Origin of the sequence: uncultured Moraxella sp. (assembly GCF_945873075.1) — a bacterium.
GTDB lineage: Bacteria > Pseudomonadota > Gammaproteobacteria > Pseudomonadales > Moraxellaceae > Moraxella.
Genome location: NZ_CAMCBS010000008.1, coordinates 31,476 through 51,075, shown reverse-complemented (window position 1 = coordinate 51,075; position 19,600 = coordinate 31,476). Strand labels below are relative to the sequence as shown.

Annotated in this window: 19 protein-coding genes; 10 read left to right on the top strand and 9 right to left on the bottom strand. The window is 44.6% G+C overall.

Going from position 1 to position 19,600, the window contains the following annotated elements; translation table 11 throughout:
* Positions 1-65 precede the first annotated feature (65 nt).
* From Q0N89_RS04215 to Q0N89_RS04195, 5 genes are all read right to left on the bottom strand, one after another.
* A complete protein-coding gene (locus tag Q0N89_RS04215) occupies positions 66-887 on the bottom strand; it encodes an RsiV family protein (RefSeq protein WP_294033701.1) in 822 nt (273 codons plus the stop codon).
* 139 nt (positions 888-1,026) lie between these two features.
* The gene (locus Q0N89_RS04210; RefSeq protein ID WP_294033699.1) at positions 1,027-1,452 is read right to left on the bottom strand and encodes a hypothetical protein; all 426 of its coding nucleotides are present in this window, start codon (positions 1,450-1,452) and stop codon (positions 1,027-1,029) included.
* Positions 1,453-1,502: 50 nt separating this feature from the next.
* Complete coding sequence (locus Q0N89_RS04205; protein WP_294033697.1) at positions 1,503-2,669, bottom strand: subtype B tannase; 1,167 nt, start codon at positions 2,667-2,669, stop codon at positions 1,503-1,505.
* A 99-nt stretch (positions 2,670-2,768) separates the two neighbouring features.
* A complete protein-coding gene (locus Q0N89_RS04200; protein ID WP_294033695.1) occupies positions 2,769-3,572 on the bottom strand; it encodes a putative RNA methyltransferase in 804 nt (267 codons plus the stop codon).
* A gap of 68 nt (positions 3,573-3,640) precedes the next feature.
* Positions 3,641-4,510 carry a DMT family transporter gene (locus Q0N89_RS04195; RefSeq protein ID WP_078254856.1) on the bottom strand — a complete coding sequence of 290 codons (870 nt, stop codon included), beginning with the start codon at positions 4,508-4,510 and terminating at the stop codon, positions 3,641-3,643.
* Positions 4,511-4,775: 265 nt separating this feature from the next.
* Here Q0N89_RS04195 and Q0N89_RS04190 point away from each other — a divergent pair, with 265 nt between their 5' ends.
* Complete coding sequence (locus Q0N89_RS04190) at positions 4,776-6,353, top strand: DnaJ domain-containing protein (RefSeq protein ID WP_294033692.1); 1,578 nt, start codon at positions 4,776-4,778, stop codon at positions 6,351-6,353.
* On the opposite strand, the gene Q0N89_RS04185 is transcribed toward Q0N89_RS04190, so the two are convergent.
* A complete protein-coding gene (locus Q0N89_RS04185) occupies positions 6,350-6,709 on the bottom strand; it encodes a helix-turn-helix transcriptional regulator (RefSeq protein ID WP_294033690.1) in 360 nt (119 codons plus the stop codon). The genes Q0N89_RS04190 and Q0N89_RS04185 overlap by 4 nt on opposite strands.
* 12 nt (positions 6,710-6,721) lie before the next feature.
* On the opposite strand from Q0N89_RS04185, the gene Q0N89_RS04180 reads away from it, so the two are divergent.
* The 3 genes from Q0N89_RS04180 to Q0N89_RS04170 all read left to right on the top strand — a co-directional run bounded on the left by Q0N89_RS04180 (position 6,722) and on the right by Q0N89_RS04170 (position 8,260).
* The gene (locus Q0N89_RS04180) at positions 6,722-7,276 is read left to right on the top strand and encodes a hypothetical protein (protein ID WP_294033688.1); all 555 of its coding nucleotides are present in this window, start codon (positions 6,722-6,724) and stop codon (positions 7,274-7,276) included.
* Between the two features lie 169 nt (positions 7,277-7,445).
* Positions 7,446-7,874 (top strand): hypothetical protein, encoded by a 429-nt coding sequence (locus Q0N89_RS04175; protein WP_294033686.1) that lies wholly within the window; start codon positions 7,446-7,448, stop codon positions 7,872-7,874.
* 20 nt (positions 7,875-7,894) lie between these two features.
* A complete protein-coding gene (locus tag Q0N89_RS04170; protein ID WP_294033684.1) occupies positions 7,895-8,260 on the top strand; it encodes a hypothetical protein in 366 nt (121 codons plus the stop codon).
* Between the two features lie 43 nt (positions 8,261-8,303).
* On the opposite strand, the gene Q0N89_RS04165 is transcribed toward Q0N89_RS04170, so the two are convergent.
* Positions 8,304-9,326: a PDDEXK nuclease domain-containing protein gene (locus Q0N89_RS04165; protein WP_294033682.1), complete on the bottom strand. Its 1,023-nt coding sequence runs from the start codon at positions 9,324-9,326 to the stop codon at positions 8,304-8,306.
* An 11-nt stretch (positions 9,327-9,337) separates the two neighbouring features.
* Positions 9,338-10,921, bottom strand: coding sequence for a peptide chain release factor 3 (locus tag Q0N89_RS04160; protein WP_294033680.1), 1,584 nt, complete (start codon positions 10,919-10,921; stop codon positions 9,338-9,340).
* 140 nt (positions 10,922-11,061) lie between these two features.
* Between Q0N89_RS04160 and Q0N89_RS04155 the strand changes: the two genes are divergently transcribed.
* The 4 genes from Q0N89_RS04155 (at position 11,062) to Q0N89_RS04140 (ending at position 16,125) form a co-directional block, all read left to right on the top strand.
* Positions 11,062-11,346, top strand: coding sequence for a hypothetical protein (locus Q0N89_RS04155; RefSeq protein WP_294033678.1), 285 nt, complete (start codon positions 11,062-11,064; stop codon positions 11,344-11,346).
* 73 nt (positions 11,347-11,419) lie between these two features.
* A complete protein-coding gene (locus Q0N89_RS04150) occupies positions 11,420-12,397 on the top strand; it encodes a lysozyme inhibitor LprI family protein (protein WP_294033676.1) in 978 nt (325 codons plus the stop codon).
* 97 nt (positions 12,398-12,494) lie between these two features.
* The gene (polA, locus tag Q0N89_RS04145; protein WP_294033674.1) at positions 12,495-15,533 is read left to right on the top strand and encodes a DNA polymerase I; all 3,039 of its coding nucleotides are present in this window, start codon (positions 12,495-12,497) and stop codon (positions 15,531-15,533) included.
* Between the two features lie 391 nt (positions 15,534-15,924).
* Entirely contained in the window at positions 15,925-16,125 is a 201-nt protein-coding gene (locus Q0N89_RS04140; protein ID WP_294033672.1) for a hypothetical protein, read from the top strand.
* A gap of 59 nt (positions 16,126-16,184) precedes the next feature.
* Here Q0N89_RS04140 and Q0N89_RS04135 read toward each other — a convergent pair whose 3' ends face one another.
* Positions 16,185-16,700, bottom strand: a complete 516-nt coding sequence (locus Q0N89_RS04135) for a cytochrome b (RefSeq protein ID WP_294033670.1) — start codon at positions 16,698-16,700, stop codon at positions 16,185-16,187.
* Between the two features lie 428 nt (positions 16,701-17,128).
* Here Q0N89_RS04135 and Q0N89_RS04130 point away from each other — a divergent pair, with 428 nt between their 5' ends.
* Both Q0N89_RS04130 and Q0N89_RS04125 read left to right on the top strand, forming a co-directional pair.
* A complete protein-coding gene (locus tag Q0N89_RS04130; protein ID WP_294033668.1) occupies positions 17,129-17,857 on the top strand; it encodes a response regulator transcription factor in 729 nt (242 codons plus the stop codon).
* Positions 17,858-17,932: 75 nt separating this feature from the next.
* A complete protein-coding gene (locus Q0N89_RS04125; protein WP_294033666.1) occupies positions 17,933-19,543 on the top strand; it encodes a sensor histidine kinase in 1,611 nt (536 codons plus the stop codon).
* Positions 19,544-19,600 lie beyond the last annotated feature (57 nt).

Here is a 19,600-nt window from a genome sequence, read left to right as displayed (position 1 = left end):
AATTTTATCAAAATTTTTATAAAAAAACACACCGCAAGATGATGACTGCGGTGTGCCAATTATCATTATTTTAGGTATTGCGATTTTAGGATACCTTTAAGCTCGGCATAGCTGAGATGTAGCGATGGCATCCCAAAGACATAGGGCGTAATCTCATACGGCTGATACAAAAATTCCACCCCCGTCTCATCAAACACAAAATTATCCGTCACCGCAAATTCCCAACTCTCCATAATGCTTGACGGTTCGACATCCATCTGTATCAGATAGTCATAAAACTTGGCATACAGTTTTTGCTCAAGGGTATCTTCTTGTCCTGCGATGATGACATCAGCCAGGTTTAGCTGTTTTTTATTTTGTAAATCAAAGACATAGTAATAGCTACTTGGCAAATTATGCGCACCACCTGTATAAATATCACCATCAATCCGCATCAACACCAGCCCCTTGTGCATACCCACCATCGACGGCGTCGCCATTACCGAATAGCTATAAATGCTGTCTTCGGCACGCGCGGTATTCACGGCTCGGATAAGATTATCGGTAATGCGATTTAGCTCACGGGCAAGCTCACGGTCGGTGACCAATGGCTTATCATAAAAAGCTTTGGCCTGCTTGGCGATGGCAGAGTTTGGGTCGTTTTCATCCATCACATCGATGATGGCAAGTACATCTTTATTAATAATACTATCAAGCCACATCTGCCCTGTGTGTATCAGCTGATAATCCATCTCGGGACAATACTCGCCGCAGCGTTCGTACAGCGTACTATCAATCTCAACCGCTTTGGGCTGAATATAAATATCGCTCGCCTGCGCCGCGCTTGTCATCATCAAGACAGTCATCAACGCACTGCCGAACACACTTATCTTGCTACGCTTTGTCATTCTTATCTCCAAAAATAAGCTGATAATGATAAGCTTATCATAACAAAGCTTTAAAAATAATGCAAAATCTTATCCTGTCACCCTCAAGCCAAACATAAAAACAGCCATCAGTACAAATAGTAGCTGATGGCTGATAAGATTAATAAGTGTTTGATGATTGGGTAGGTTGTGCTGTGTTGGTCATTTGGGTAGTTTTGGCTGTCGTCTTGGCTTTGGCGATGCCATCTACCCAAGCAAATAACTCATCCAAATCATAATCACCGCCATGCCCCTTATCCCACGGCATTGCAAAATCGACATTTTTGCCCTGATTGGCAAGCTTGGTCGCCAAAATCACAGGGATGGCAAAGCCCGTGTCAGTGTCTTTAGCGCCGTGACGGATACGCCAATGCTGTGCGGTGTTGGCAGTGTTGTCATCCAAATATGCCATCGGGTTCATCAGTTTTACCGTATGACCATCTGCGACTTTGGCATCGGTGGCGGTGTTGCGCTTGACCGAAAAGGCAGTAAAATGGCGGTTGTCGGTCGCATTATCCCCAAACAAATTATTCTCACCTGCGGACAAATCCAGTGCATCAAAGGCAGGCGGTGTTTTTGAGCGACCTGTATAAGTCTTTAAAAACTCACTATAATCGGCGATATAATACGGCTCGGCTGATTTTTTTGCGCCAAAAAGGTATAACTGCTCAAATCCACGCCTTGCTTATGTGCCGTATTGACCGATTTATTCAGATAATACAGCACTTCGTTTTTAAAGCTGCCGCTGCCATCTTTATCTAGGCTCAAAAGCTTACCATCACGACCTTTTAGCTTTAAGCCATTGATATAGCTTGGAAAATCTGCTTTAAGCAGTTGGGCGATTTGCTTTTCTTTGTCAGTCAATCGACCCGGCACTAGCTCACGCTTGACATTATAGTCCAGCATGGTAACAGACATTTTTTTGTAATCCACGACATCAGCCAATTGCCACTCGTACGCCATATCAGCGTGCTCAAGATTGGTAATCGGGCAGTAGCTTGACACCGCAAACACACTGTCAGACGCTTTGGCAGCGCCCAATTTCTGCAAATACGGCTCATAGTCTGCGCTATCGCCCGTCGCCCCAAGCAGTGCCGTCATCGCACCGCCTGCCGATGTGCCATTGACGATGATTTTACCCGCATCGCCTGCCATCACGCCATCATTTGCCTTCAGATAACGCACCGCCGCCTTTAAATCCACAATCGCTGCGGGGGCTTTGCCATAATACTCGCCCTGCTCGCTCTTTAGCGTGCGACCCCTTGCCCCTGCTGATGCCACAATCATGCCACGATGCAGTGCCTGTGCCACGCTATTTGGCTTACCATCACGACCTGTGCCTACCGTCATGGGCTTAGCAGGCATATAGCCGCCGACCGCATTAGGCATAAAAATCGGCGCTGTGCTTGCCGTATAGCCATTGATGGATTTATCTTCAAAATAACTTTCGGGGATATAAATATTCATCGACTGATAAGCGGTGTCCACAGGATTTGCGACATAGACGATGTTCTCATAGGCACGCACTTTGATGGTTTGGTTATCCACCGTGACATCAAGCGGTTTATAATGATTGACATCAAACTGCAATGGCTTGGCAGTTTTTGACTGAGTGGCCGTTATGCTTGGCAATTTACCATCAATGACACTGATATTAATAGGATTCTCATTGATGTGCGTAATGGTCGATGCGATGGTAGAGCATCCTGCCAAGGCAACACTGGCAGCCAACGCACTGATGCCAAATAACTGTGGTGTTTTCATAAAAATATACTCAAAATAAGAATAATTCTTATTCTAACACGCTCATTGATCAGCTCGCGCCGCTTTGTGTTATTTTTTGTAAATCATCAGCTGGCTTGGTTAGCACTTCTTAAATACATACACACAAAATTCGCCACGCACATCAAGCGTATCAAAGCGTTCAAGCTCGGCTCGTTTGTCAGCTTTTGCCTTGTATGCATAAGGCGTCATGGCAATCAGGTGCTTAAGGCTCGTATTATCAAGCGTCATATCCGCATGAATAATCCGCTCATCGATGAGTGCAAACTCTGGGGCAAGGCTTGCGATGAATTTCTTAGGCTCATGGGCAATCACTTGTCCAAACAACGCCTGACGCATGGCATACAGATGATGCGGTGCTGGCGTCGCCACGACCAAATACCCATCTGCCGTCAGTACTCGGCACATCTCATCTTTTGGCAAGGGGCTAAATAGACTCGTGCAGACATCCACCGCACCATCCGCCACAGGCAATACTGCACCTGTACCCACCACCCAAGTGATACGCTGTGCCTTGTCCGCTTTGGCAGCGATTTGCACCGCTGATTTGGCGATATCAATCGCTATCACCTGCTCGGCGACATCTGCCAAGCCATCGGTATAGTAGCCTTCACCGCAGCCGATATCCAGCACTGTCTTGGTAGGCAGTGACGATAGCGTCTGCTTGATGGCATCTTTGAGTGGCTGATAATACTCCGCCGACAAAAACGCACGGCGTGCCGCTACTGACTCGGGCGTATCACCGGGATTTTTGCTCTTTTTGTGCTGGACGACGTGCAGATTGACATAGCCTTCTTTGGCGATATCAAAGCTGTGATTGGATGGACAGCGGTAGCTTTTTTGGGTCAGTGTCAAAGACTGTTGGCAGATTGGGCAGGTCAGCATGGTTTCGGGCATTAATAAAAATTATCGGCTATTGTAGCACAGCTGTGTCGCTTTTTGGGTGGGTAGGCTCATTTCTTACCCGCCAAAATCCCACTGACAATCACAAGCCCAATCCCCACCATCGCCATCATCGGTAGCACTTCATCAAACGCCACCACCCCATACAGCGTGGATAGCACCACCGACAGATAGCCTAATGCCGATACCATAAACTTACGCCCGACCTTATAAGCGTGCGTCATCAGCATCTGCCCACCTATCGCTGTCACACCAATGCCAAGCAAATACGGCAACATCTCAAGACGCAATGGCGTCCAACCAACCACCGTACTCGCCACCGCTGATAGCACAGTCGCCAATGCCGAAAAATAAAACACAATCCGCCACGACGGCTCACCAAGCAGTGACAGCTCTCGCACCTGCAAATAGGCATAGCCTGCAATCGCACCACCGCCAAGCCCCATCAAAGTCGGTAGCACGCCATGCCCCAAGATACTCGGGCGTAGTATCAGCCCAATGCCAATCAGGCCAAGTATCAGGGCAAACCAAGTGGTACGGCTTGGCATCTGCTTTAAAATCACCACTGACAAAATCGCCAAAAATATCGCCGAAGTATTGCTAAAAGTCGTCGCCGTCGCCAAAGGCAGATGATTGATACTATAAAAAATCATGCACAGTGCTGTCGTGCCTGCCAATGACCGCCAAAAATGTTCTTTGGGATAAGCGGTGGCAAAAGACTGACCTATCAGCATCGCCTGCACACCAAGCACCACCGCAGCAAACGCCACTCGCCAAAACACCAGCTCATACTCGTGCATGGCGAATCTCAGCCCTGTCATCTTGACCAAAATCCCCATCACGGTAAAACACACCGACCCCGCGACCATCCATAGCGAGCCGAGAAATGAACCTGTGTCAGTGTGGGGAGTTTTGGGCATGATGTTCTTCGGTGGATACGATTTGGGGTATTGTATCATAATTGGGGGGTGGCTAATAAAACACTGTGTTAATACATTTTATTTCAGATGTATCTTATCAATCTTATGTATTAATGTAAACGCATGCACATTCAACAATTCTTCTTCAAATTTACAGTCATAAGTATTTTTATAATAACTATTGCTTTTATTAGCATATTTACTATAAACTTATTGCCAATTAATTGCAAAATCTTTACTGTATTTATAAATCCAATATAGCTTTATGACCAAGATTCATACCCACTACGACAGCCTTGGTGTATCACGCGATGCACAACCCGAAGTTATTAAAGCCGCTTACAAAGCACTTGCGAGCAAATATCATCCAGATAAGAACCCAAACAATTCTGACGCCGAACAAAAGATGAAAAGCATCAATGAAGCTTATGAAGTCCTGTCGGATCCCAGCCGTCGAGCCCAATATGATCAGTGGATTGATGCACAAGAAACACAATATTCTCAAAACACTAAGCGCACTTATAATTACCAGCGCTCCAACGATCATGAAAGAGCCAATCCCCATCAGAGGCATGACTTCACCTATTATTCAGCACAGACCAAGCATGCCTTGCATTCTTTTTGGTCAATGCATGGTCGCATGAGGAGACGCACTTATATTCTGCTATTTATCCCGACCGCTGTTCTTGCAATATTTATTCGAAATCTTACTCATGACGCTGGAGTTCATCTAGGTATGGATGCTGCAATTACAGGCGAAATCCCTGTGTTATCTATGATGGCACTTTTAATACTAGAGCTAATTCCATATTTGTTCATCACATTTATTTCCATCAAAAGATTACATGACTGCAACTATAGTGGCTGGTGGACAGCTTTACCTTTTGTTCAGCTAATTATACTTTTTGCACCAGCTACAAAAGGCGTAAATCAATTCGGTGCCGATCCGCGTATCCCAAACAAAAATTTCCAACATGAGAATGCAAGATACGACTATTCTTTTATCTACCTATCCCTTCTTTTGATAGCCATCAACCTTGCGATGCTAGCGATCGCTGTTTCAGAAATACGCCAAACTATAAGCCTAGCAAATCAAGATGGCGAAAATACGCATCAGCAGTCCAACAACTCTGTTGAATCAACACCATCAATCAAATCTAACAGCCCACAAGCAATACACCAATTAGGAGAAATTATTACAACAGCCCAAGATATTTATTTATATGAATGCGCCTCGGCTAACTGTTCAATTCTTGGCATTATCCCTCAAGGCGAGGAACTAATCATCACCACCGATACAAATGATGCTCATTATAACAATGGTTGGTTTCATGTTGACTACCATGGAAATTTTTGTGCAACAAATAGCAATCTAAGTACTTGCAACACCCCTCAATACACCTCCCTAAAAGGTTGGATTTATCAGAATGCAGGCACTGGCACACAACCCACACCCGATGCATCAAATACGGTGGTCACAACCGATTACAGCAATATAATGGCAGTTTATCACAAGCCTGAACTCGCCCCAACCACTCAAGAGTGCTATGATAGTGAGCTATGCAATGCTTTTGTTGCCATTGCACAACAATGGCATAATATACCCATCGACTATCGCTATCAAGGGTTTGATATTCGTCAGCAGGCGGCAATCGGGGATGCGCATGGTTTGCATAAAGGCTTTACTTTGCAAAATCAGAGATCAATTGAGTTGGCCGAAGCTGGCAATATTTTTCTTTATCAAAATGCCAACATGTCAGGACAAGAGGTTCATCTGTTTGCGCAAGGTCTAGCTATGTTGCTGTATATAGAAGATCAAAATGGGTGGGCACAGTTGCATTAATCAAGCAATCGTCTTAGCAGTTCGATTTCTTTGTCTTTTTGTTCAAGCAGTTGTTTTTGGTGGTCGATGATAAGTTGTAATTTTTCGACTTCTTGGGCATTGTCATAGTATTTATTGGCACAGTTTGTATAATTATCACCCAAAAGCAATGTAAATTCTCTATCTTCTTTTAATAAATCTGCAATATCAATATTAAACACATTGGCGATATTTTGTAGATGTTCAACAGTAATCTTGCTCTCGCCACGCTCAAGCTTACCGTAGCCATTTTTTGACATACCCAACTCATGAGCCATTTCTTCTTGGCTCAAATCAAGCTTTGAACGCAGCTTTTGTAAGTTGGTGTGTATTGGCATAGAAAACCCGTTTTGTGGTTAGAAGATATTAAAAAATGGTTAATAAAAATACTGTTTTGTTGGTTGAGAACAATATTGAATTTCAAGTATTATAACATCAATTTTTCAATCTTGCTCTATATTTTCATCAGCCAAATTATGGATTTTTTCGATTTCTTTTTTTATGCCTTTCCGGTTGTGGTCTTGGTTGGTCACTATACATTTAGCATGCAAAGAGTGACCTACAATCTTGCAAAAGAATTTGGCACTATGCAAGCTGTTTTTGACTTTATGCTACCAAGCTGGCTCGTACCTCTACAACTTGTAGCTACTGTATGTAAATACAGTCTATTAGCTTTGGTGTTTTTTATGCCACCAGAAGGAAAGCCATTTGAAGACAGACTAACTGTTGCGTTATTTTCGTTTTTCGCAGCAGGTGCAGTTCATATTTTTGCACCTTTATTTCCAGCTTTTATGTTTCATAGAATGTTCTACAATAATGCTAGACATGTGCAAGAAATGCAGGATTATGAGCTTGGTTCATTCTACTTAGATGTTTTGCGTTCATCTCGACAATTTTGCAGTTAAAAAAAATCAACGATGCACAACCAAGGCTCTGATGATGGCAGTCTAATCCAAACCCTTAGTATCAGCACTGCATTAGTTTAGCTTCTTGCAGTAGCAATCATTGACGGAAAACACATCAATTATTACCACCATCTTCACCATTACGATAGTATTTATAAGGAGAGACTAAGTGGAAATTCTAGAATGGGGTGTATTTATTGTTGCCATTGCCGGCTTTTTTTACCTTCGCAGTCTTTTCCGGAATATTATGCGAAAATCTAGTTATAGAAAGATTTTAGATAATGTTATTCGACTATCGCAGGAAGAACCAGATAGACTCTTTAGGTCGATTTTTTTCATCCGATCAAATGTCCATTTTAGCCTAAATGACCTTCGACGAGGTTTTTTAAATATTATTACCGACATGGCTATTGCTGAAGGACTTCGTACGCGTAGTACGGCAAATTTAGTATGGTTCGATATCCAATCCTCACCTGATTTTCTATTAGTTTTTGAAGAATTGGTAAAAAGCTCTTACGAGATTGCCAATCAAATTGCAGTAGAAGATATTCAAGCAAGAGTCAAGTTTGCAAAGACCCTTTCTGAATCAAATTCTTAGCTCAACAAGAGAGAAATTACATGTTGGAAATTTTATTATGGGCTGTCGGCTTAATTGGTGCATATATTATTTATGCAATTTTCGCAGGCATGAAGATGGAGGATGCTTATTGTGCCGCAATTAGCGATCTAAAATATGAGCTACTTACCAATCCCGATCATTTTTTCTCTCCATACTACCAATTTGGCACTGGGAAGTATATTAGTTACGATGAAGTTATGATAATTGCTCTTGACAAAGTAACCCAACTTGCACTTGATAGAAAGATTAGATACGCCTTCAACACCAATGTCATTCCTTCGGATATCACCACTCTGCCAACCGCAAGACAGGATTTTGAAAATTTAGTTAAAACAGCTTATTTTATAGCCAATGATTGCAATTAAGTGTTAGATAAACCACCAAAAAGCGGTTTTTATTAATCCCAAACTACTCAAAACGCATTTTTGCTCTTTGTACCGCCAGATGTAAACGCTGCTCAAGCAGTTCTTTGGGTGGTAGTATTGTTAAATATTCGCTGACATGGATGTTACTATTTTCTAAGCCCAATAACTCAATTTGTTCTTGCTTTTTGGATGTGCATAAGATAATGCCGATTGGGGGATTTTCGTCAGGCTCTTGTTCATATTTTGCCAAATAATTCAAATACAACTCCATTTGGCTTTTGTGGCTGTGTTTGAATTTTTCGGTTTTTAAATCAATTGCTACAAGGCATTTTAATTTGCGGTTATAAAACAACAAATCAATATAAAAATCATCTTCATCAATACTGATGCGTTTTTGCCGTGCAATAAAACTAAACCCCGCCCCCATTTCTAATAAAAAACTCTCCATATCACGCAAAATCGCATCTTCCAAATCCTTTTCCATATAGCGGTCATTAAGCTCCAAAAAGTCCAAAATATAAGGGTCTTTTAGAAGTAACTGCTGGTTATATTCGCCTTTTTCACGCAGGCTCGTTAGCTCAGCGGTGATGGTGGCTTCAGGCTTTTTGGAAATGGCTGTCCGCTCAAACAACAGCGAGCCAATGCGTTCATCAAGCGTGCGAGTACTCCACTTTTCTTGCATTGCCATTGTCGCATAAAACTCTCGTGCTAGGGGGTTTTCAACGCTCGATAACTGTACAAAGTGCGTCCAACTCAATTGTGCAGACAGTGCCTGCACAATTTGATGATGGGGAAAAGTTTGATAAAACTTAATCATTTGCAACAAATTACGCTTACTCCAACCTTTGCCAAATTTAGCCGTTAGGTCATTTGCCAAATGTTGTACCACCTGTTTGCCATAATCTGCTCGCTCGCCTTGCAAAATATGCGTGGCAATACGCTCACCGATATGCCAATACAACAGGGTAAGTTCGGCATTTACGCTGATTGCAAGATTTTGTTTGCTCTTTTCAATCAGCGTGATGATGTCTTGGGTAAAATGTTGCTCGTTATTTATCAAATCCATAAATCAAACCATCAATGCTCCCGAGTCGCACGAAACTCCACTTCAGGATAACGCTCTTGCATCAGTTGCAAATTCACTCGGCTTGGGGCAAGATAGGTCAGATAGCCACCGCCATCGACAGATAGCTGGTCGTGGGCTTTTTTCTTAAATTTCTCAAACGCCACTTTATCATCACAATGCACCCAGCGTACGGTGGCGATAGACACAGGCTCAAAGGTGCATTGCACTTTATATTCTTCGGCTAGGCGATGTGCCACCACTTCAAACTGCAAGACACCCACCGCCCCTAGAATCAAATCATTATTGATTTGTGGCATAAACACTTGGGTTGCGCCTTCTTCGGAGAGTTGTTGTAGTCCTTTTTGTAGCTGCTTAGATTTAAGTGGGTCTTTTAGCACCACACGGCGAAACAGCTCGGGGGCAAAGTGCGGAATACCTGTGAAGTTCAAATTTTCGCCACTCGTGAAACTATCGCCAATCTGAATCGTGCCATGATTGTGCAAGCCAATGATATCACCGGCATAAGCTTCGTCCAGCGTCTCACGGTCGCCCGCTAGGAACATCAAAGCGTCCGACACACGCACTTCTTTGCCGATACGCACATGGTTCATCTTCATGCCACGCTCATATCGCCCCGAGCAAATTCGCATAAAGGCGACACGGTCTCGGTGCTTGGGGTCCATATTGGCTTGGATTTTAAACACAAAGCCTGTAAACTCTGGCTCGTCTGCTTTGACCGTACGCTCAAGCGTCTCATGGTCTTTTGGCGGTGGGGCGTATTGGGTGAGTACATCCAAAATCATATTCACCCCAAAATTGCCCAAAGCCGTACCAAACAGCACAGGCGTTTGTTTACCTGCCAAAAACTCGCTTTCATCCCAGTCTTCATGTGCCATCTGTGCAAGCTCCAAGCCTTCTAGGAACTCATTCCACATCAACTCACCCAGTCGCTCTTTGATGTCGTCATGATCATAGCCATCACGCACTTCAATGTCGGTGATTTGTGTGCCAAAGCCTTTTTTATAAAAGTAGGTTTTATCTTCGCCCAAATGATACACGCCAACAAAATCCTGCCCCATGCCAATCGGAAAAGTAAAGGGCACGCATTTGATTTTTAGCACGCTTTCAATTTCATCCAGCAGTGATAAAGGGTCACGGATTTCACGGTCAAGCTTATTGACAAATGAAATAATCGGCGTATCACGCATACGACAGACATCCATCAGCTTAATGGTACGCTCTTCGACGCCCTTTGCGCCATCAATCACCATCAAGGCACTATCCACAGCGGTCAGTGTGCGGTAAGTATCTTCAGAGAAGTCAGCGTGACCAGGGGTGTCAAGTAGGTTTACCATATTATCGCCATAAGGAAACTGCATGACAGATGTGGTGATAGAAATCCCACGCTCTTGCTCCATGCTCATCCAGTCGGATGTGGCGTGTTTGTCGGTTTTGCGGGATTTGACTTCGCCTGCTTTTTGGATGACCTGCCCCCATAGCAGGAGCTTTTCGGTCATGGTGGTTTTACCTGCGTCAGGGTGCGAGATGATGGCAAAGGTGCGACGGCGCTTAATTTCGGAGAGTTGAGTGGTCATAATCGTATTCGGTCAGTTTGGCAAATTTATAAGAAAAATGATGGCAAATTATAGCACAATTCAAGAAATTTTTGAGTATGAAATGACGGTATTGACTGCTATAATGATGGCTAATACCCGCTTGATACAATGAGACTTTTATGGCTCTTACCGTGATTTATGCACTACTTGGTTTGATTTTGGTTGCGCTTAATGTCTATCAGCGCAAACTGTGGCTCAAATACGCCATGATGGTGCTTGGCTTTGTGCTCGTATTCTCTGCCAGTCAGCGCGCAGGACTGGATAACAAAAGTTGGTCTGAAGTCGCCATCTACATCGGCGTGATGATTATCTTTGCTTTTATCATCCAAATCCTTGCCAAAGCCATCTGCACCAAGCTTGCCGTCTGTTATCCTGAATGGATTCGAGCGGATAGAAGTTTTTAGACTGGATAATTTAATTATACAAAAGGTTAGAATTTTGATACAATTAGGTAAATTTTCATTGTAATGGTGCATCATGAAACTCTCTATTAAATCACTATCTATTGTAACCGCTCTAAGTTCAAGCTTACTTCTAGCAGGATGCTTTGGTGATAAAAAACTTTCTTGCTCTGATAAACAAGGTATCGAACTTGTCAAAACATCCATTGCTGAAAGCATCGAAAAAGGATTTAAAAAAGATGCTGCCGCTCTTGAAGTCTTATTTGGGGATACGCCAAACCTATCAGCAATCCGTGCATCGCTCAATTCTCTTGGCTTGGACATTAAAGATATTCGCATTTCAAAAGAAGATCCAAACAGCACAAAGGTTTACTGCGAAGGCAACCTTGAAGTCACCATCCCAAGCGAGATGCTAAAAACCATTAATACCAAGATTGAAGATTATGAATTTCTTGGCGCAAGCGATCTTGAGTCTTTGATGGAAAAAGCAAATTATGAACTCTCATCAGACGCCGCCAATGCTTATAAAGTGCAAATTTTATATGATTTGCAACCAAGTGACGATGGCAAACAAATTTTTGCAAAAATTGAAAATAAAGAAATCAGCGAAGGCATTTCTGCTTTGGTAATTTTGTCACTTTTAAATCCATCAACAAATAATGGTGGATCATTTGCGGAGACTGTGAGTGCTGATGCGAGCAATGCTACATCAACCAATCAATCCGACAGCACCGCCCCTGCCGTCAGTGAAGTTGAACACAGCGAACCAGAAACCGAATTTGAAACCGCTGATCTTAGCGGTGAGCTCGCCCAAGCCAAAGCCGCTTTTGATCAAGGACACGCTGATCTCAATGCCACTTGGAAATCTTTGAGCTCAGAAACCAAAGATAATCTTCGTGAAGAGCAAAGAGCATCTAATACCGAACGCGAATCAACCTGCCGTGCACTAGCCAATGAGACTGGCACTACAGGCGATGAAAAAGAACTGATTCGCCTAAATTGTGAAGTCGAGCACTTAACAGAGCGTACCGCTTATCTTAGCCAATTCCAATGATCATCACTTCCCAATCAAAGCACGATTCATGAAATCGTGCTTTTTTTATCAACTGTGCTACAATAAGGTTTGACTTACCTAAGCTTTAAGTACACCCATGACTGATTTGACCGACTATACCAACATCCCAAACCTTGCCAAATTTGACACCAGCCACATCGATAGCACGCGCGCGCCTGTGGTGCTGGTCGATGGCTCATATTATCTGTTTCGCTGTTTTTTTGGACTACCGCCTTTATCCAACAAAGACGGTCTGCCAACCAATGCCATTCGTGGCGTGCTAAACGCCCTAAACAAGCTCATGCGCCGCTACAAGCCTGCGTATATGGCGGTGGCATTTGACACCAAAGCGCCGACCTTTCGCCATGAATTATCGGACAGCTACAAGGCGCATCGCCCACCGATGGATGATGATTTGCGGGTGCAGATTCCTTATATTCATCGCATGATTGAACTGCTTGGCATTCCCTTGATTAAGCTTGATGGCTTTGAAGCAGATGACATCATTGGCACGCTTGCGTATCAAGCTTGTCAAGCAGGCCACCCTGTCATCATCTCAACCGGCGATAAGGACATGGCACAGCTGGTCAATGACTGCGTGACGCTCGAAGACAGCTTTACTGGTAAGCTGACCGACCCTGCTCAAGTCATCGAAAAATTTGGCGTCACCGCCACCCAAATCGCCGACTATCTGACACTGATGGGTGATGCGTCCGATGGCATCGCAGGCATCCCAAAAATCGGTGCCAAAACCGCCGCCAAGCTACTCACCGAATACCAAGACATCGATGGCATCTTGGCAAATCTCGATGACATCAAAGGCGTCGTGGGCAAAAATCTAACCGAACACCGTGATGAGATTCCGCTCAATCGCACGCTTGCGACCATCGTGACCAATCTACGCTTGCCGTTTGATTTTGATGATATCAAGCTTGATAACCGTGATGATTTGCCACGCCTGCACGAATTGCACCGCTTATTTAGCGAGCTTGAGTTTCGCACCGAGATTAGCGCCATCAGCGATAAGCTTGCCAAGCTTGAAACTGCCTTTCATGCCGATGATGACAGCACCGATAGTGATACCACGATGGATGCCGAGCTTGAAGCGCAGTTTGCACAAGCCTTTGGGGAGCTTGGCATACTAAATGAAGCTACTGATACGCTTAGCGTGCCTAGCCTACCATCACAGCCTACCACCTATCAGACCATCAGCACGATGGATGAGCTTGATAAATTATTAGCTAAACTTCATACTGTGCCGTATTTTGCCATCGATACTGAGACCACAAGTATCAACTGGCAACAGGCTGAATTGGTCGGTATCAGCATCGCCTATCAGAACTTTGACGCTTATTATATCCCTGTCGGTCATGTCGATGATTTAGGCGTATTGCTTGATGGACAACTGCCAAGAGATACCGTCCTTGCCAAATTCAAACCACTACTAGAAAACCCTGCCATCGGCAAAATCGGTCAGCACATCAAATATGATGCACATATTTTTGCCAATTATGGTATCGACATCATTCACACGCTCAAAACACCAACCAATCCAATGTCGTCCGAGTGCAAGGCAGGTGAGCGAAGCTGTACAACCAGTACTGTGAGCGAGCCTAACGCAACAATGGGGCGACAGTGGGCAGGTTGGTTTGATACCATGTTAGCAAGTTATGTCATCCACAATGTCGCCACACGGCACAATATGGATGACATCGCCAAGCACTATCTGGGCGTGACGACGACTACTTTTGAAGATATTGCAGGCAAAGGTGCGAAACAGCTCACCTTTGATAGAATCGACATCGACACCGCTGCCCACTATGCTTGCGAAGATGCTGATATTACATTTAGACTATTTAGTATATTTTCACAATATCTATCCAAAGATAGCACAGCGCACCGCCTATTGCATGAGCTTGAAATCCCAACAGCGCAGATTTTGGCACAGATGGAGCATGACGGGATTTTGATTGCAACCGAGTTTCTTGGTACGCTGTCGCACCGCTTTGATACCGAGATTTTGGGGTTAGAACAGCGAGCCGAACAGCTTGCCGGTGAAAAGTTTAATCTAGCAAGCCCAAAACAACTTGGCGAGATTTTGTTTGATAAGCTTGGCATATCAGGCGGCAAAAAAACCAAAACCGGCCAATACTCGACATCCGAAGCCGTACTTGCCAAAATCGATCATCCGCTCGTCGATGTCGTGCTTGAGCATCGCAGTTTATCTAAGCTAAAAAGCACCTACACCGATGCGCTCGCTCGTGCTGCCGATAAGGACAACCGAGTGCACACAAGCTACCATCAGGCGCTGACCACCACAGGTCGCCTGTCGTCATCTGACCCAAACTTACAAAATATCCCGATTCGCACCGATACAGGGCGTCTGATTCGTGAAGCGTTCATCGCGCCAACAGGTCGTGTCATCATGGCAGCGGACTACTCACAGATTGAGCTGCGCTTGATGGCGCATTTTAGCGGGGATGAACGACTGATTGATGCATTTCATCGTGGCTTAGACATTCACACCGCCACCGCCAGTGAGATCATGAATAAGCCACTTGATGCGGTGACATCGAATGAGCGCCGAGCTGCCAAGGCGGTGAATTTTGGGCTATTATACGGCATGAGTGCTTTTGGTCTCGCCAAACAGCTTGGCGCCGATCGTGCGGTGGCGCAGGATTATATCAAACGCTATTTTGCTCGCTACCCTGCCATCCATGACTATATGGAAAATACCAAAACCCATGCCAAGCTGCACGGCTATGTGCAGACCCTACTTGGGCGTAAGCTGTATTCGCCTGATATTAATAGTAGCAATCGCATGATCAAAGAAGCCGCCGAGCGTGCCGCCATCAACGCACCGCTACAAGGCTCAGCTGCCGAGATTATCAAGCTTGCGATGATTGCTGTCGATCAAGTGCTGCCAAAAGACCATGCCAAGCTACTGCTACAAGTGCATGATGAGCTGGTGTTTGAAGTCGATGCAGATAAAGCCGATGACATCGCCATCATCATTAAAGACGCCATGCAATCGGTACTGGATGACTTTGCCAAAGCTCGTGGCTGGCAGGTGGACTTTGCCGTACCACTCGTCGTCGAAGTCGGTATCGGTGATAACTGGGATCAGGCGCATTGATATTTGGCTCAAAAAAACCTACAAACCGTTTATCATTAAGATGAACGGTTTATTTTTTTTGGCTGATAAACCAATACACAAAAAAACAACGGGCGATGCCATCAGACACCGCCCGTTGTTTTCCTTGATTTTACCACCGTAAAATCCGTATCCTTACCAACCTTCCTTGAATAGCATTTCATCCTTGCCCTGCTCCATCAGGGTTCTCCGTTGCTATGTGCGTATTATGCGTGATTTTATGCATAATGAAAATACGCAAAATGCGTCAATTGTTGTAAGATATTTCGTACAAAGCATTTCCGTGAATGATTTTCTAATTCACATACAAAGCTTGATTGTGCAACAGCCATCAATTTGCTAAGATATGATTGAATAAGCTCAGGGAAATATTATGCTAACACTAGACTTACCGCCACAGGTCGAACAACTTATCATTGATACCGCCAAAGCACAAGGCATCAGTATCAATGAACTGATTGCTCAGCACTTCGCCCCAAAAAATCCTTTGATTGAGCGTGCAAAAAACCGTCCAAATCGCTCCATTATTGGCATGGATGCTGTCGCCACTCAAAGACAGTGGCGTGACGGATAGTCAAACCAACCCCACAAAAAAAGCAAGCCATGAAAGCTTGCTTTTATCGTCATCAGCGCCTAGCGCATACGAGCGATGAGATTATCTTTTAGGATAAATTGATGATGTAGCGCACCCAAAATATGCGCACCCACCAAGCCAAGCAGTAGCGGCCACATCAAATCTTGATGTACGCCCATCAGCTGCTCAGCCAAGTCATAATTGGTCGTGGCAAAAGCAGGAATCTGAAATAGTCCGAACACACTGACGCTCACGCCATCATACAAAGATGCCAGCAGACCTGTCAAAGGCATACCCAGCATCGCCACATACAGTCCAAAATGTACCAAATGCGCAATGCCGGTTTGTAGTTTTGACATTGGCACAGGGGGCGGCGCTTTACTCACCAAGCGGTTTAGGATGCGTAGCACCGTCCAAATCAAAAAACTCACCCCAACTGCCTTATGTAGGCTTAGATAATCATCGCCCTGCTCAATCAGTACCCAAGCAGCCACAATCAACAGCGCGCCAATCCAGTGGAAAATGCGTGCCGACACGCTGTATTTTTGAACAACGGCATGTGTGATATGATTCATAAATACTCCATCAGATACGCCTATGGCACGCCATCGACACATCCAAACTCTTACCAATAATAAAAAGTATCAAAAAAAGAGATTAAAACTTAGACAAATTATACCAAATCATCCTTGATACAGTTTGCCAAGAATGTAGCGTTTTGTATCTTATCTACAGATAGACATGATGATAGGTTATCAGTTTGATGACAAATTTGCAGTTTGGCGGTATTTTTGATGTGATCAAAATAATATTTCTCCATGCTATCAGCTGGCACAAAATTGTTACTGACACTTTGCCAAGATAAGTGCGTTGTGAGTTTTTAGCCAAACTATTTAAAAATAACTACAAATTATCGCTTGCCAATCGCTTGAAATCTTGGCAAGATATATCAAAAATATTGTCACCAAATTTCTATAATCAAATCTTTATAAAAGGAACCCACATGGTTAATAATAAACAAATTCTACTCATCGAAGACGATCCAGATCTAGCCGAGCTGATCAGCGACTATCTATCCATGAATTATTATGAAGTGCATCACGCACCGACCGGTCAAGGCGGTCTTGATATCCTAGAAGCCAAAGAGCGTGATATCAGCTTGATTGTGCTTGATTTGATGCTACCTGATATGGACGGTATGCAAGTTTGCCAAAAAGTGCGTTCATCCAAAAACGCCATGATCAACAAAGTGCCAATCGTGATGCTGACCGCAAAAGGCGACACCACCGATCGTGTACTGGGTCTTGAGATGGGTGCGGATGACTATATCGCCAAGCCGTTTGAGCCACGAGAGCTGTTGGCTCGTATTCGTGCCGTCTTGCGCCGCCATGAGACACCGAACCAAGCAGACACCAATTCAGGTAGCTTAACCTTTGGTCGCTTGACCGTCTATCCTGACAGCCACGAAGTCACCATCGACGAAAAACCTGTCCGCCTGACGACGCATCAGTTCCAGCTATTGCACTATTTTGCTACCCATGCAGGCAAGGTGCTTAACCGTGAACAGCTATGGCAAGCGATGCCAAATGACGACAGCTCAGAGAATATCGATCGTGCTATCGATGTGCATATCTCTCGCCTGCGTGCACTGATCGAAGACAATCCACGCCAACCAAAACGCATCATCACTGTGCGTGGTGTCGGCTATCAGTTCGCCACCGATCAAGTGTAATTGATCAAAAATTATCCAAAAACCATCAAGCAATCGTTTGATGGTTTTCGTTGTTTTTCAAATTGATGGTTTGTTATGAATTCAGCTTCGCATGGTAAATTTGGCTTTCGCTCGATTTCGGCACGGTTATTTATCAGTGTCTTTTTGGCATTGGTGGGCTTTGCCATCGCCTTTGTGTTGTTGTCGCAATTTACGCACAACAATTCAGACTCGGCACGCTCTCGTGCGATTGCTAGCCAAATCATGACGCAGATTGAGCCATTTTTGGCAGAAGCTGAACAACTAAACGCCCAAAATAACCGCCTGCAAGCTCGCTTTGCGCTGGTCGTCATCAAAAAAAGCTTTGATATTTTTGATGAAAGTCTCAACGCCAAAATCGGTCTGTACGACCCAGCAGGTCAGCTGATTCTCCAAACCGAAAACACCGAACTGCCAAGCAGACTATTGCCCGAACAGCCGTGGATTAGTGAGATTTTCTCGCCTGCCCCGCCACACATCACCGTCGATAGCGCACTTGGCTACACTCTATGGTACGAATCTCGTAAACAGCCACCTGAACGCCCGTTGATGGCGTGGTTCAACCTATTTTCGGGGACTTTACTGCTACTTGTCATCATGTCGGCGGTGCTGTGGTGGATTTCGCACAGTATGACTTGGCGGATTAACCAAATGAGCCGTCAGATGAGCCGACTTGGCGAAGGGGATTTTAGCGTGCGTGTCAGCGAACATGGCAATGACGAAATTGCTGTACTAGCACACGGGTTTAACCAATCAGCACAAAAAATCGAACAGCTTATCAATGCCAACAGCTTACTGCTTGCGCACGCATCGCATGAGTTTCGCACGCCGATTACTCGTATTCGCTTGCAGATTGAGATGATGGATATGCTTGCAAGTCGTCTGGATGACGATACCAAAGCTAAGTTTGATAAACGAGCAGCGGCGGTGAATCGTGATTTGACAGGGCTAAATGATTTGGTTGAAAGCATCCTACTGGTCTCACGCCTAGATGCCGGTCATGCCCTGCAAGCTGCCGAGCAGGTCGATCTGTATGAACTGACTCGCCAAGAATGTCAGCACTATCCTGAAGCGACACTCATGGCAGAGCCGATTAGCCTTCTTGCACAGCCCAAGCTACTCACGCATCTGGTGCGTAATCTACTCAACAACGCCATGATTCACGGCGTGCCACCGATTGAAGTGTATCTGTATGGCGTAGTAGATGCCAAAGATGCCGCCGTCATTCCACAGAGCCTACTTGATAGCGTCTGCACCATCGATGATGGCGATGCTGATATGATTCAGTCGACAGATGCGCTTGATGTTAAAAGCGCCAAAAAAACCAGCGATTTTCTCAAGCGACTGACTCGCACCAAAGAAAAAGAAAAAGCCAAACCGCAGCCGAACTTTGCTGTGCTTGCCTTTATTGACCAAGGTAATGGTATTCCCGAAGATAAGCGAGAAGATATTTTTAGCCCCTTTGTCCGTCTCAAACAAGAGAAAAAAGGCTCAGGGCTTGGCTTATCACTCGTCTCACAAATCGTCGAAGCTCATCAAGGCAAAATCAGCACCGACACTTGGCAAGGTCATACCCGCTTTTTGGTGGTGCTACCCATGCGCCCCAAGCCTGTGATGAGTACAGACGATAAAGATAAAGATAAGGACAAGGACAAAGCCAAAACATAAGTATGAGCACCGAGTATTTTCATGATATAATAATCAGTTAATTTGACGATTTGACTT

Bases quoted from the DNA above. Each gene is read 5' to 3' on its own strand.
- Q0N89_RS04150 (WP_294033676.1), top strand. From the start codon at position 11,420: ATGAAACTCTCTATTAAATCACTATCTATTGTAACCGCTCTAAGTTCA.
- Q0N89_RS04195 (WP_078254856.1), bottom strand. From the start codon at position 4,510: ATGCCCAAAACTCCCCACACTGACACAGGTTCATTTCTCGGCTCGCTA.
- Q0N89_RS04170 (WP_294033684.1), top strand. From the start codon at position 7,895: ATGTTGGAAATTTTATTATGGGCTGTCGGCTTAATTGGTGCATATATT.
- Q0N89_RS04165 (WP_294033682.1), bottom strand. From the start codon at position 9,326: ATGGATTTGATAAATAACGAGCAACATTTTACCCAAGACATCATCACG.
- Q0N89_RS04200 (WP_294033695.1), bottom strand. From the start codon at position 3,572: ATGCTGACCTGCCCAATCTGCCAACAGTCTTTGACACTGACCCAAAAA.
- Q0N89_RS04190 (WP_294033692.1), top strand. From the start codon at position 4,776: ATGACCAAGATTCATACCCACTACGACAGCCTTGGTGTATCACGCGAT.
- Q0N89_RS04130 (WP_294033668.1), top strand. From the start codon at position 17,129: ATGGTTAATAATAAACAAATTCTACTCATCGAAGACGATCCAGATCTA.
- Q0N89_RS04155 (WP_294033678.1), top strand. From the start codon at position 11,062: ATGGCTCTTACCGTGATTTATGCACTACTTGGTTTGATTTTGGTTGCG.
- Q0N89_RS04160 (WP_294033680.1), bottom strand. From the start codon at position 10,921: ATGACCACTCAACTCTCCGAAATTAAGCGCCGTCGCACCTTTGCCATC.
- Q0N89_RS04135 (WP_294033670.1), bottom strand. From the start codon at position 16,700: ATGAATCATATCACACATGCCGTTGTTCAAAAATACAGCGTGTCGGCA.
- Q0N89_RS04185 (WP_294033690.1), bottom strand. From the start codon at position 6,709: ATGCCAATACACACCAACTTACAAAAGCTGCGTTCAAAGCTTGATTTG.
- Q0N89_RS04205 (WP_294033697.1), bottom strand. From the start codon at position 2,669: ATGAAAACACCACAGTTATTTGGCATCAGTGCGTTGGCTGCCAGTGTT.
- polA (WP_294033674.1), top strand. From the start codon at position 12,495: ATGACTGATTTGACCGACTATACCAACATCCCAAACCTTGCCAAATTT.
- Q0N89_RS04140 (WP_294033672.1), top strand. From the start codon at position 15,925: ATGCTAACACTAGACTTACCGCCACAGGTCGAACAACTTATCATTGAT.
- Q0N89_RS04125 (WP_294033666.1), top strand. From the start codon at position 17,933: ATGAATTCAGCTTCGCATGGTAAATTTGGCTTTCGCTCGATTTCGGCA.
- Q0N89_RS04215 (WP_294033701.1), bottom strand. From the start codon at position 887: ATGACAAAGCGTAGCAAGATAAGTGTGTTCGGCAGTGCGTTGATGACT.